Source organism: Burkholderia sp. Bp9142, assembly GCF_003853415.1.
GTDB lineage: Bacteria > Pseudomonadota > Gammaproteobacteria > Burkholderiales > Burkholderiaceae > Burkholderia.
Window position 1 is genome coordinate 232,313 of the sequence record NZ_QTPP01000007.1, and the last position, 12,674, is coordinate 244,986.

The 12,674-nt window shown below is 65.5% G+C and carries 14 protein-coding genes; 6 read left to right on the plus strand and 8 right to left on the minus strand.

The annotated features are described in order from the left end of the window. The first annotated feature begins 7 nt into the window (after window positions 1-7). Genes DIE22_RS11035 through DIE22_RS11045 form a run of 3 tightly spaced genes read left to right on the plus strand, consistent with a single transcriptional unit; the run spans window position 8 to window position 2,110 of the window. Window positions 8-1,141, plus strand: a complete 1,134-nt coding sequence (locus DIE22_RS11035) for an acyl-CoA dehydrogenase family protein (RefSeq protein ID WP_124605074.1) — start codon at window positions 8-10, stop codon at window positions 1,139-1,141. A 34-nt stretch (window positions 1,142-1,175) separates the two neighbouring features. Continuing rightward, on the plus strand, window positions 1,176-1,637 hold the full coding sequence (locus DIE22_RS11040; RefSeq protein WP_124498175.1) for a MaoC family dehydratase: 462 nt from the start codon (window positions 1,176-1,178) through the stop codon (window positions 1,635-1,637). Next, the gene (locus tag DIE22_RS11045; RefSeq protein WP_124605075.1) at window positions 1,634-2,110 is read left to right on the plus strand and encodes a MaoC family dehydratase; all 477 of its coding nucleotides are present in this window, start codon (window positions 1,634-1,636) and stop codon (window positions 2,108-2,110) included. Before DIE22_RS11040 ends, DIE22_RS11045 begins: the two co-directional genes overlap by 4 nt. Window positions 2,111-2,161: 51 nt before the next feature. On the opposite strand, the gene DIE22_RS11050 is transcribed toward DIE22_RS11045, so the two are convergent. Further along, window positions 2,162-2,854 carry a glutathione binding-like protein gene (locus tag DIE22_RS11050; RefSeq protein ID WP_124498177.1) on the minus strand — a complete coding sequence of 231 codons (693 nt, stop codon included), beginning with the start codon at window positions 2,852-2,854 and terminating at the stop codon, window positions 2,162-2,164. A gap of 164 nt (window positions 2,855-3,018) precedes the next feature. Beyond that, window positions 3,019-3,810 (minus strand): oxepin-CoA hydrolase, alternative type, encoded by a 792-nt coding sequence (locus DIE22_RS11055; protein WP_124605076.1) that lies wholly within the window; start codon window positions 3,808-3,810, stop codon window positions 3,019-3,021. A 211-nt stretch (window positions 3,811-4,021) separates the two neighbouring features. On the opposite strand from DIE22_RS11055, the gene DIE22_RS11060 reads away from it, so the two are divergent. Continuing rightward, the gene (locus DIE22_RS11060; protein ID WP_124605077.1) at window positions 4,022-4,678 is read left to right on the plus strand and encodes a glutathione S-transferase; all 657 of its coding nucleotides are present in this window, start codon (window positions 4,022-4,024) and stop codon (window positions 4,676-4,678) included. A gap of 49 nt (window positions 4,679-4,727) precedes the next feature. Here DIE22_RS11060 and DIE22_RS11065 read toward each other — a convergent pair whose 3' ends face one another. Continuing rightward, window positions 4,728-5,900 carry a pyridoxal phosphate-dependent aminotransferase gene (locus DIE22_RS11065; protein ID WP_124498180.1) on the minus strand — a complete coding sequence of 391 codons (1,173 nt, stop codon included), beginning with the start codon at window positions 5,898-5,900 and terminating at the stop codon, window positions 4,728-4,730. A gap of 33 nt (window positions 5,901-5,933) precedes the next feature. Beyond that, on the minus strand, window positions 5,934-6,434 hold the full coding sequence (locus DIE22_RS11070; protein ID WP_124605078.1) for a putative toxin-antitoxin system toxin component, PIN family: 501 nt from the start codon (window positions 6,432-6,434) through the stop codon (window positions 5,934-5,936). A 57-nt stretch (window positions 6,435-6,491) separates the two neighbouring features. Here DIE22_RS11070 and yaaA point away from each other — a divergent pair, with 57 nt between their 5' ends. Together yaaA and DIE22_RS11080 are read left to right on the plus strand one after the other, a co-directional pair. Next, window positions 6,492-7,274 carry a peroxide stress protein YaaA gene (gene yaaA, locus DIE22_RS11075; RefSeq protein ID WP_124498182.1) on the plus strand — a complete coding sequence of 261 codons (783 nt, stop codon included), beginning with the start codon at window positions 6,492-6,494 and terminating at the stop codon, window positions 7,272-7,274. Between the two features lie 88 nt (window positions 7,275-7,362). Continuing rightward, entirely contained in the window at window positions 7,363-8,517 is a 1,155-nt protein-coding gene (locus tag DIE22_RS11080) for a M14-type cytosolic carboxypeptidase (protein ID WP_124605079.1), read from the plus strand. 82 nt (window positions 8,518-8,599) lie between these two features. Here the strand turns inward: DIE22_RS11080 and DIE22_RS11085 are convergent, their stop codons facing one another. The 4 genes from DIE22_RS11085 to DIE22_RS11105 form a co-directional block, all read right to left on the minus strand. Continuing rightward, the gene (locus DIE22_RS11085; RefSeq protein ID WP_124498191.1) at window positions 8,600-9,247 is read right to left on the minus strand and encodes a BspC domain-containing protein; all 648 of its coding nucleotides are present in this window, start codon (window positions 9,245-9,247) and stop codon (window positions 8,600-8,602) included. Window positions 9,248-9,382: 135 nt separating this feature from the next. After that, complete coding sequence (locus DIE22_RS11095) at window positions 9,383-10,057, minus strand: energy-coupling factor ABC transporter permease (protein WP_124498184.1); 675 nt, start codon at window positions 10,055-10,057, stop codon at window positions 9,383-9,385. 75 nt (window positions 10,058-10,132) lie between these two features. Then, complete coding sequence (locus tag DIE22_RS11100; protein WP_124498185.1) at window positions 10,133-10,969, minus strand: response regulator transcription factor; 837 nt, start codon at window positions 10,967-10,969, stop codon at window positions 10,133-10,135. 210 nt (window positions 10,970-11,179) lie between these two features. Continuing rightward, entirely contained in the window at window positions 11,180-12,397 is a 1,218-nt protein-coding gene (locus DIE22_RS11105) for a DUF2863 family protein (RefSeq protein ID WP_124498186.1), read from the minus strand. Window positions 12,398-12,674 lie beyond the last annotated feature (277 nt).

Below are 12,674 nucleotides of genomic sequence, written 5' to 3' on the forward strand. Positions count from 1 at the left end.
GACAACCATGGATTTCAGCTTTACCGATGAACAGCAGCAGTTCGCCGACGCACTGCGCCGTTATCTCGGCGAGCAATACGGTTTCGACGCGCGCCAGGCGATCGTGCGCAGCGATGCCGGCGTGTCGGACGCGCAATGGAGCGCATTCGCGGAGCTGGGCCTGACCGCGCTGCCCGTGCCGGACGCGCAGGGCGGCATCGGCGGCGGCTCGGTCGACATGCTGGTTGCGATGCAGGCGCTCGGCCGCGCACTCGTGGTCGAGCCATACTGGGCGACGGCGGTCGGCGTCGAGGCACTGCGCGTCGCCGGGTCCGGCACGGGCGACGATGCGGCACTGCTGGAAGCGGTCGCGCAAGGGCAGAAGCGCCTGGCCGTTGCATTCCACGAACCGCGGGCGCGCTACGACCTGTACGAACTCGACACGCATGCGCGCGAGCAGGGCGGCACGTACCGGCTGACCGGCACCAAGTCGGTCGTGCAGCACGGCGCACAGGCGCACGCGTGGATCGTGCCGGCGCGTGTCGCCGGTGGCGGCATCGGCCTGTTCGTCGTCGAGCGCGACGCCGCGGGAGTGACGCTCGTCGACTACCGGACGATCGACGGCCAGCGCGCCGCGACGATCGAGCTGCATGAAACGCCTGCGCGGCAACTGACGGGCGGCGCACGCGACGCGGCTGCACTCGAGCAGATTGCCGATTACGCGACCTTCCTGTTGTGCGCGGAAGCGGTCGGCGCACTCGACGAACTGAACCGCGCGACGGTCGAATACACGAAGACGCGCGAACAGTTCGGCGTACCGATCGCGCGTTTCCAGGCACTGCAGCACCGGATGGTCGACATGCTGATTCACGCGGAGCAGGCGCGCTCGCTGACCTATCTGGCCGCGGTGCGTTACGCGGGCGGCGATGCCGATGCGCGGCGCAAGGCGGTTTCCGCCGCGAAGGCGCGGGTCGGCGCGGCCGCACGCTTCGTCGGCCAGCAGGCCGTGCAACTGCACGGCGGCATGGGCGTGACCAACGAGGTCGCCGCCGCGCATCTGTTCAAGCGGCTGTCGATCATCGAGACGACACTCGGCGACACCGATCACCACCTTGCGCGCATCGCGGCCCTGCCGGATTTCGCGCAGGCCGACGCGGCGTGACGGCGACGCGAGAGCGCGCCGAAGGAGATAGACAGTGGGTATCAGTTACGAAGATCTGGAAGTCGACAGTACGACCGAAATCGGCCGCTACACGTTCGAGGCGGACGACATCAAGGCGTTCGCGCAACGCTACGATCCGCAACCGTTCCACCTCGACGAGGAAGCCGGCAAGGCATCGCCGTTCGGCGGACTGGTGGCGAGCGGCTGGCATACGTGTTCGGTGTTCATGAGCCTGCTCATCAAGAAGCTGGGGCCGGATTCGACCAGCATGGGTTCGCCCGGCATCGACGCGATCCGCTGGCTCAAGCCCGTGCGTGCCGGCGACACGATCACGATGTACCAGAAAGTCCACGACAAGCGCGTGTCGGCGAGCAAGCCCGATCGCGGCATCGTGTCGACCGAGTGGATCGGCATCAACGGCGCCGGCGACACGGTGATCACCGTGCATACCAAGGTGATCTTCGGGCTGCGCCATCCGCAAGGAGCGGGCGCATGACGGACGTGACATTGCCGCTGATCGCGTCGGCTCGGGCGCTGCATGCGCTGGCCGGTGCGGAACCGCTTGCGAGCGGCTGGGTCGAGATCGACCAGCGTCGCGTCGACGGTTTCGCCGACGCGACCGGCGATCACCAGTGGATTCACGTCGATCCCGAGCGCGCGCGGCGCGACTCGCCGTTCGGCGGCCCGATCGCGCACGGGTTCCTGACGCTGTCGCTGATTCCCGCGCTGATGAGCGATGCGATGCGCTTCGAGCAGAAGATGGGCGTGAACTACGGACTGAACCGCGTGCGGTTCCTGAAGCCGGTGCCGGTCGGCGCGCGCGTGCGCGCGCTGTTCGCGGTGAAGGAAACCGTGGAAGTCGCGCGGGGCGGCGTGCAGGTGACGTGGTCGGTATCGATGCAGGTCGAGCGTCCCGACGCGCCGTTACTTGTTTGCGCGGCGGAATTCATGACGCTGCACTACTTCTGATGCGCGCGGCGGTATCGATGGATGTCGCCGCGTTGCACGTCGTGTGCTGCTTCAGTGCTTCGCGTATTGCGTCGCGCCGAACAGCATCTCGCGTGCCTTGTCGTCCTGCAGTGGCTTGCGCAGCGATGCGAGCACCTCGACGCCGCGCTGCACGGCCGGACGCGCGGCAATCGCTTCGTGCCAGCGCTTCACGTTCGGCAGTTCGTCGAGCACGATGCCCTGGTTCTGCCACGAACGTGTCCACGGGAACGTCGCAATGTCCGCGATCGTGTACGTGTCGCCGGCGAGATAGGCGGATTCGCCGAGGCGCTTTTCCATCACGTTGTACAGGCGCTTCGCTTCGTTCGTGTAGCGATTGACCGCGTATTCGATCTTCTCCGGCGCATACAGCCGGAAGTGATGCGCCTGCCCGAGCATCGGGCCGACGCCGCCCATCTGGAACATCAGCCATTCGAGCGTCGCGTAGCGCGCGGCCGGCTCGGTCGGCAGGAACTTGCCGGTCTTTTCCGCCAGGTACACGAGGATCGCGCCCGATTCGAACAGCGAGATCGGCTTGCCGCCGGGGCCTTCCGCGTCGACGATCGCGGGGATCTTGTTGTTCGGGCTGATCTTCAGGAATTCGGGCGTGAACTGGTCGCCCGCACCGATATCGACCGGATGCACACGATACGCGAGGCCCGTTTCCTCGAGCATGATGTGTACCTTGTGGCCGTTCGGGGTCGCCCAGCTGTAGACGTCGATCATTGTCAACTCCTTCATTGCATGCGCGAAAACGGCGCCGACAGGGCGCCGCGACAGGCGGTCATTAGAGCATGGATCAATGCGGGCTGCAGGCGACGGAAACGTGCGGCCGCGCGCGTGTCGCCGTGACGGCGGAAACGCCGCTGGAACGGCGGGAGCGCGCCGGATCAGCGCTTGTAGCGCGGCTCGCGTTTCTCGAGAAAAGCGGTAATGCCTTCGAACGCGTCCGCGTGATGCAGCGATGCGACGAAGTGATCGCGCTCGGTGCCGAGATGTGCATCGAGCGGCTGCGCGGTCGCATCGTCGAGCAATGACTTGATGCGCGTGAGCGCGTTCGGCGAGATGCCGGCAAGCGAGTCGGCCCACGCGAGCGCATCGGACAAGGCGGCACCGGGCACGGCGAGCCGATTGACGACGCCGAGCGCATGCAGGCGTTCGGCCGCGACGGGCTTGCCCTCGAACAGGATTTCGGCGGCGAGCGCACGCGGCAGCGCACGCGCGAGGAACCACGAGCCGCCGCCGTCGGGCGTGAGGCCGACGCGTGCGTACGACATCACGAACTTTGCATCGTGCGCGGCAACGATCAGGTCGCTCGCGAGCGCGAGCGAGAAGCCCGCGCCGGCCGCCGCACCTTCGACCGCCGCGATCACGGGTTTCGTCGATGCACGGATCGCCGTGATCCACGCGCCGAGCTGGTCGATACTGTCGGCCTGATAGGACGGATCCTTCGAACGGTTGTCGAGCAACCGGTTCAGGTTGCCGCCCGCGCAAAAGAAACGATCGGCCCCCGTGAGCACGACGGCACGAATCGCGGGGTCGCGCTCGGCGGTGGCGAGCGCTTCGACGCCGGCCGCATACATGTCGGGATGCAGCGCGTTGCGCGCGCCGGGATTGGATAGTGTGAGGACGAGCGTCGATTCGCTCTCGGGCGGACGCGAGGCCAGCAGTTCAGCACTCATGCGAGTGTGTCTCCATTGGATGGCGGGGCTGCGGCGCCGCGCGTTGCGCGGGCGCTTGCGCATCCCTGTGAGGATGCTGCCGCAGCGGATGTATTGTTGTCATGACGGACGCGAAACTGCTTTAGACTAGCACGAACGTGCTTTTCAGCGCGACGCATCCCGATGCGGCCGGCGTCGCTGCGGCCGCGCTTCAGCAAGGAAGGAGACTCTGATGCTACAGCTGTGTGGTATTCCGTTGTCCAACTACTACAACAAGGTGAAGTTCGTCCTGCTTGAGCATGACATTCCGTTCGAGGAATTGGCATGCAGCTTGCCGATCAGCGATCCGACACTGCTTGCCGATTCGCCGCTCGGCAAGATTCCGTTCGTGAAGACCGAAGAGGGCGCGCTGTTCGAGTCGCAGGTGATCATCGAGTATCTGGCGGCGCGTTATCCCGACAAAGCCATTTTCCCGTCGGGGCCGTTCGCGGCCGCGAAGGTGCGCGAACTCGTCGAGACGCTCGAGCTGTATCTCGAATGGACCGCGCGCGAGGTCTATACGGAAGCGTTTTTCGGCGGAAAGGTCAGCGACGGGATGAAGGCGCACGTCGAGAAGCGCCTGCCGCGCGCGATCGATGCATTCAGGCGGATGGCGCAGTTCTCGCCCTACGTGCTCGGCGACGCATTCAGTCTTGCGGACATCGCTGCATCGATCCATCTGCCGGTGATCGGCATGGCGACGAAGGCCATCTTCGGCCGCGATTTCCTGGTCGACGCAGGCATCGACTGGAAGGCGCACGCGAAGCTCGTCGGCGAGCGGCCGGCCGCACAGCGCGTGGCGGCCGATCGCAAGGCCTATATCGAGGCGACGGGCACCGCGCGTCCGTAAGCGCGACCCGGGCACGGCACCGGGCAGCGCCTGGCTGCCCGTGCAGGACTTACAGGCGCGCGAGCCGTTCGAGTGCGGACGCGAGCGTGCTCTCCTGTTTCGCGAAGCAGAAGCGCACGACGCCCGATTCGTGCGGCTCGTGATAGAACGCCGACACTGGAATCGCCGCCACGCCGACCTCCGACGTGAGCCACTTCGAGAATTCCGCTTCGGACAGGTCGCTGATCGCCGAATAGTCGACGCACTGGAAGTACGTGCCCGGGCACGGCAGCAGCTTGAAGCGCGTGCGTTCGAGGCCGGCGCGGAAGAAGTCGCGCTTCTTCTGGTAGAAGTCGGGCAGCGTCAGGTACGGTGCCGGATCGCGCAGGTAGGCGGCGAGCCCGATCTGCATCGGCGTGTTCACCGTGAACACGTTGAACTGGTGGACCTTGCGGAACTCCGCGGTGAGCGCCGCCGGCGCCGCGACATAGCCGACCTTCCAGCCCGTCACGTGGTAGGTCTTCCCGAAGCTCGACACGATGAAGCTGCGCGCGGCCAGTTCCGGGTAGCGCGCGACGCTCTCGTGCCGCGCGCCGTCGTAGACCATGTGTTCGTACACTTCATCCGACAGGATCAGCACGTTGGTGCCGCGCACGATCTCCTCGAGCTTGCGCATGTCGGCCTCGCGCCACACGGTGCCGGTCGGGTTGTGCGGCGTGTTGATCATGATCATCCGTGTCTTCGGCGTGAGCGCGGCAGCGAGCCGGTCGAACGGGATCGCATAGTCGGGCGCTTCCAGCGTGACGAACACGGGCTTGCCGCCGGCGAGTTCGATCGACGGCAGGTAGCTGTCGTAGGTCGGCTCGACGACGATTACCTCGTCGCCCGGATGCACCGCGCACAGGATCGCCGTCAGCAGTGCCTGCGTCGCGCCGGCCGTCACCGTGATCTCGGCGGCCGGATCGTAGCGCCGGCCGTAGACCTGCGCGATCTTGTCGGCGATCGCGTCGCGCAGGGGCGCGACACCCGCCATCGGCGGATACTGGTTGTGACCGTTGCGCATTGCGGTCGTGACCGCGTCGACGATGTGTGGGTCGCAGTCGAAATCGGGGAAGCCCTGGCCGAGGTTGACGGCGCCTTTCTCGGCGGCGAGTGCGCTCATGACCGTGAAGATCGTCGTGCCGACGTTCGGCAGGCGCGAGGGGAAAACGGGAGTCGTAGGCATGTCGGAAGGAGCGTTCATCGATACGGTCGCAAGCGGGTGGCGCCGGGCCCGTCAGGCTGGCGCAGTGGTAGTGGTGGCCGACGCGGCATCGAGCGCGCAGGCTTCGGCAAACGGCGCGGGCTGCGCGATCCGGAAGCCGAAGTCGCGTGCGGTGCGTTTCGCGAGCTTGAGCAGTGCGCGGTCCTTCGACACTAGCCATTCGGCCTGCGCGGCGCGTGCGAGCTCGAGAAACTTCTGATCGTCGCGGTCCTTGCACTTCGGCAGCGGCGGCGCATCGGCGTCTACAGGCGGCGGCTCGACGAGGCTCGTCAGGCGGGCGACGGTCGCGAGCGCTGCGGCCTTGTCGATTGCGCGCGCCTGGAACTGCGGATAGTCGAGCACGAGCTCGAGTTCGGTCAGGCAGCGGCCGTCGATCACGGCGGCGAGCGTGCCGCGCTCGAGCGCGGCGCGGATCGGGCGTGTGGCAGGGTCGTCGAATACGAGTATGTCGATCCAGACGTTCGAGTCGAGCACGACGCGAAGTGCGGCGTGCGGGGCGAGGGAGCGGGTCATTCGTTACAATCGGTGGTTTTCGTCTGACCGCAAGGCACGGCGTGCCAGCGAGCCTCTATGATAATCGTTCTCTCTCCCGCCAAATCTCTCGACTACGATACGCCCGCCCACGTCCCATCTTACACGAAGCCTGCATTCGTCGACGATGCGTCGGAGCTGATCGACGGCCTGCGCAAGCTGTCGCCGCAGGACATCGCGACGCTGATGGACATTTCCGACCCGCTCGCGCGCCTGAACTTCCAGCGCTACGCAGACTGGTCGCCGACCTTCACGCCGGCCAATGCGAAGCAGGCGGTGCTCGCGTTCAACGGCGACGTGTACGAAGGGTTCGATGCCAAATCGCTGTCGGCCACCGATCTCGACTACGCGCAGCAGCACGTGCGCGTGCTGTCGGGCCTGTACGGGCTGCTGCGCCCGCTCGACCTGCTGCAGCCGTACCGGCTCGAGATGGGCACCCGTTTCGCGAACGCGCGCGGCAAGGATCTGTATGCGTTCTGGGGCGAGCGGATCACGCGTGCGCTGAACGAGCAGCTCGAGACGCGCAGCGGAGCGGCGCGCGTGCTGATCAACTGCGCGTCGACCGAGTACTTCAAGTCGGTCAAGCCGAAACTGCTGGCCGCGCCGGTCGTCACGCCGGTGTTCGAGGACTGGAAGGGCGGCCGCTACAAGATCATCAGCTTCCACGCGAAGCGTGCCCGTGGCCTGATGGCACGCTATATCGTCGAGAACCGCATCGCCGAACCGGCGGCGCTGAAGGACTTCGCGATGGAAGACTACGCGTTCGATGCCGCTGTATCGAACGATTCGACTTACGTATATCGCCGGCGAATCGGCGAGTGACCCTGCCGGCCGTTCACGAGACGGCCGGCGCATGCAGGAGGTCGGGCAGGCGGCAAACCGCCCGTTCCGGTCGACAGAGGAGAGACAGATGACCCTTTCGATCACCAGCAATTTCGACGCGGGCGCAATCGACGTCGTGTCGTGCGACCGCCCGGACTCGATCCGGCTGCGTGTGCGTGGCGACAACCGTTCGGAATTCGCGCAATGGTTTTACTTCCGCCTGACGGGCGCGCGCGGTGAGCGATGCGTGATGTCGTTCGAGAATGCGGCCGAATGCGCGTATCCGTCGGGATGGCGCAACTACAGCGCGGTCGCAAGCTACGACCGCGTCGACTGGTTCCGCGTGCCGACGACATTCGACGGCAAGACGATGACCGTCGACCATACGCCCGAGTTCGACAGCATCTACTACGCGTATTTCGAGCCGTATTCCGAAGAGCGCCATGCGGCGTTCCTCGGTGCGGTCCAGCAATTGCCGCAGGCGAGCGTCGTCGAGCTCGGCCGCACCGTCGAAGGCCGTCCGATGTCGTTGCTGACGCTCGGTACGCCGGAAGTCGACGGCGCACCGAAGAAGAAGGTGTGGATCATCGCCCGCCAGCACCCCGGCGAGACGATGGCCGAATGGTTCATCGAAGGGCTCGTCAAGCGGCTGGCCGGATGGGGCGATTGGGCCGGTGATCCGGTGGCGCGCAAGCTCTACGACCGCGCGACGTTCCATATCGTCCCGAACATGAACCCGGACGGCAGTGTGCACGGTAACCTGCGCACCAACGCGGCGGGCGCGAACCTGAACCGCGAGTGGATGGAGCCCGATGCCGAGCACAGTCCCGAAGTGCTGGCCGTTCGCGATGCGATCCATGCGATCGGCTGCGACATGTTCTTCGACATTCACGGCGACGAGGATCTGCCGTACGTGTTCGTCGCGGGTTCGGAGATGCTGCCGAGCTTCACCGAGCAGCAGGGCAAGGAGCAGGCCGCGTTCATCGATGCGTTCAAGGTCGCGAGCCCGGATTTCCAGACTGAGCACGGTTATGCGGCGAGCAAGTACAAGGAAGACGCGCTCAAGCTCGCATCGAAGTACATCGGCCATCGGTTCGGCTGCCTGTCGCTGACGCTCGAGATGCCGTTCAAGGACAACGCGAACCTGCCCGACGAGCGGGTCGGCTGGAACGGCGAACGCAGCGCGGCGCTTGGTGCCGCGATGCTGGCGGCAATCCTGGTGCACGTCGAGACGTTCGCGTAAGCGTAACGCCGCCGATATGAAAAAAGCCGGCGCATCATGCGATGTGCCGGCTTTTTGCTTCTGTCGTTGCCGCTCCGTCGTATCAGGACTTCTTCGCGGTTTTCTTCTTTACGGCTTTCTTCTGGCCGCTTGATTTCTTCGTTGCGACGGCTTTCTTGCCGGTGCGGCCGGATGCCTTGACCTTGCCGCGGTGCGACTTGCCATTGAACTTCTTCGGCGACGACGACGGGCGCTCGACGCGTGGCTTCAGCGGCGGCACCGGATCGTTCCAGCTGAACGCGAGCATTTGCTGACCGACGTAGCCGCAGCGGAATTTCAGCGGCGTCGGGTCGCTGCCGTCGCTGTGTATGCCGAGGCCGTCCACAGTGACGATGTTGTCGACCTTTACGCGCTGCTTGCCCTGATCGAACGAGTCGTTCCACGGCGTGATCGTCGCGTTGCCGCTTTCGAACGCATTCGGTGCGAAGTCGACGCGGTCGAAGGCCGACGATGTGCTGGCGATGAAGCTGCCGTGCGCCGCACAATCGGCGACGATCGGATCGGCATGCATCTCGTTGACGAATTTGTTGATCAGTTCGGAACGCTGGTCGAGGAGGTCGGCGAATACCGGTGCCGGAAGCGCAAGCGACAGGCCCGCGACACAGGCTGCCAGCTTGCCGAGCGCCCGGAAAATCCGGAGCGAGGCAGGTGAGCTGTCCATCTGGTTATTGGTGAGGAGCGAATGAGGCATCGGGCACGTATAGATGCCCGATGAAGAACAGGAGTTCAATCTTAGCGTAAAAAAGTTGTGCGGCAGTAGACGTCGCACCCTCCCGCACTGCGCAAGCGGATTGCCGTGCGCGCCGATCGCTTCGAGATGGCGCGTTCAGGCGCGCGGGCCGCCGAGACGATAGCGCCGCACGTCGAACGTCGTGACCCACGCCGGACGATAGACGGCGATGAGCGCGGTGGCCATGCCGGTGAACCACGCTTCGCCAAGCGCGAGCAGCGCTGTGTTGAGCAGATAGCCGGCGGGAATCACGACGGGAACGCCGTCCGCGAGTGCGAGCTGGACGCCTGCCGCAGCCGCGGCGACCGCGACGATCGCGATGGCCGGCGACAGGAATCCCTGGCCGGTGATGAACGACGCGAGGTTGTGCGGGAGCCACGCGATTGCGGCGCGCTGCAGCAACGCGGACACGGCGACCGGTAGCGCGCCATAGATCAGATAGGTGAGGCCGATGCCTTGCCACGGCGCGTCGAAGACGATCGCGGCCACGGCCGTGACGGCCCCCATCGCGATCAGTGCAAGCGTCCAGTCGAACAGCGTGACGAGCAGCGTCGCGCCGAGCAGGTGCATGACGATGCCGTCCTCGAGCCATGCATTCGAGGCCCACAGAACCGTGATCGCAGTGACGAGCGCGAGCCACACGTGCTGGAGCGTTGCGTCCTGCAGACGGACGAAGGGACGATTCCAGAGCGCGAGCGCGAGCAGCGCCGCGGCGGCGATCCAGCCACCGACGCCAACCCAGAGCGGAAGCGGTGTGAAAAGAAAACCCATGCGTCCATATTACTCGTTGAGCATCAAAGGTGGGAATCCGCACATGCCGATCGTCGCAATATCGATACTGTCCGGTTAGCGCTCGCGCCGAAACCGCGCTGGCGGCTCGGCCGCGAGCGGCAGGTCCCGGGTGCCGGTGTTCGCGGCCGGCAGCGGGTACGGACGGTCGTTCCTTTGTGTGCGCAGTGGAACCGGGCCGCGTTCGCCGATGACCGGCTTGCTTGCCCGTTCACGGTTCGCCAGCAGCACCTCGAGATGCGGCGACAGCCAGCCGTTGTAGATTGCGACGGCGGCGGCGCGGTTTGCCGCGCCAAGCTGCTGGAAGATGCTGGCGAGGTGGATCTTCACGGTGCCTTCGCTGATGCCGAGCGTGCGGGCAATCATCTTGTTGGTGCTGCCCATGTGGACGAAGCGCATGATCTGCGCCTGTCTCGGCGACAGGAGACCGCTTGGCGGGCGGCGCGGCAGCGATCCGGCGAGCGTCTGGAAGTGGGTGTCGTGGCGTGCCGCGGCGGCGGAGGGCAGCAGACTGAGGGCGATGGGCGGGATGTAGTGGCCGCCCAGCAGAACCATTTCGAGTGCCCGCACGATCAGATGCGGCCGCATGGAGTGTGGGATTACCCCTGCGACGCCATAGTTGTAGAAGCGCTGGATGGCTTCCGGCGTGGATTCGTCGATCAGCACCGCGGCGGGCGTCGGCGAGCAGGCGCTGCAGAGCGCCTGGAGTTCGCTGAGACGACCGACGTCCAGCCAGTCGATCGCAACGAGGTCGAAACGCTGGGTGCGCAGCAGTCGGCGCGCCTGGAAACCGTCGGGCGCATCGTTGATGCTGGCGTGACGGTCGATCTGCCGAAGCAGGGCCTTCAGTCCGTCACGCCGTTCGGCGTCTGAGTTCAGCACCAGGAACCGCATATTCAACCTCCGTAAGGTGAGTCATTGAGCTGCCGTCGGCATGCGTTGGATCCGATAATGACAAAAACCTTACACGATGTCTGCTTGGCTGAACGGCTTAGGAAAAGTCCGAAAATTCGAGTGGGGAGGAATACGGGCGAGAAAAAAGCCGCTCCGGCAGGAACCGGGAGCGGCTTCGTCGGGCAGGCTTGGCGAGCCGGCGGCGCGCGATCAGTGAAAGTGCGGCTGGGCGGGCGATGCGTCTTCCGGCATTTCCGCATGGACGATCTCGCCGAGCGGGTCCGCATAGAGCGGCACGCCGCAGTCGTCGCAGTACTCGGGTTCGAAGCGGCCTGCGTGCCTGCGGACGTCGGTTACGCCGCATTCCTTCAGCAGACTCACGATTTCCTCGAGCGGCCCTTCGATCGGTGCTTCGCCTTCGAGGGTCGCGCTGTCGATCGACACGTCGCCGTTCTCGCGGCCGTAGAGCGGCCACACGACGCCATAGATCACGTCGTTGCTGGCACGCCGCGTGAAGCCGACGCGGTACTCGTCGATCCGGCGCTCGCCGAAGCCCGCGACCACGGCGCGCAGTTCCTGCGGTGCCGCACCAAGTGTGTCGAAAAGATAACGGATGGCCGTTCGGACCGTGTGCGGACGGATGCGCTCGTCCGCGTCGCGGCAGGCCGAATAGTACGCGTCCGGAAGCAGGCATTCGAACTCGCAGCCGGGGAGGGCAACCGACAGGTTCGGGCCGCCCTGGGCGGTCCACTGCTCGAGACACTGGCCGCGTTCGATCCGGTTGCCGTGCTCTTCTTCCTGCCAGCGGAACAGCGGCGCGCCGGCCGGCGCGGCAACCACGGCGAGCAGGAAGCGCGGGTCGGCCAGGATCGGCGAGGTTTCGGGCAGGTCGCCGAGGCTCAGCCTGGCGGCGTGCTGGCCGATTGCCGCATGCGCAAGCTGCTGGGCGAGCCGGTACGTCTCGACGTGGTGGCGCGGTAGCTGGTCGATGCTGTACAGGAACGGGGCCAGTCCGACGAGCGTGCCGGTTGCGAGCACATGCGCCTGCAGTTGCGTGCGCAGTGCGTCGGCGACATCGCCTTTCAGCGGACCCGACGGAATCATGTAGCGCGTCCAGGCGAGAACGGGAACGGCGACCAGCAGCGCATCGTACGGTTGGCCTTCATGCTCGATCACCATCGATTCACTGTGCGTCTCGGCCATGTCGGCGAGCGCGCCATAGGCATCGGGGTGGTTCTGCTGCAGATGGTCGAGTGCTGCGTCGAGCGTGGTCTGGTTGCCGTTGCGAACGATCTTGGCGAGCAGAGCATCGAGCTTCGCTTCCCAGAAGCGATCCTCTATGCGGCTGCCCGATGCGAAGAGCGCAAGCGACAGGCCGACCAGTTTGTCGGCGTCGGGGGGGAGGCGTTTGGCGATTCGCTGGCGCATATTAAATACGTATAGAAAGGGGCGAAGAACCTCACATTCTAGTCCGTTCTTTGCACGATAAGCGGTCTCGTGCGCCAGCATGTCCGGAAGGCCGAATCGCGGGGGGCGAAGAAAAATCCATCAAACCCCTTGCGCGATCGGCAAACGGTGCATAGAATCACGCCTCTTTCGCGCTAACGGAAACGCGGCGCGGGGGAAGAAGGGAAGCGGTGCGGTCGGGTTGGCGGTAGGGACCCGGGCGGCACTGGAAGTTGAGCCCCGGTCGTCGCAACGAAGC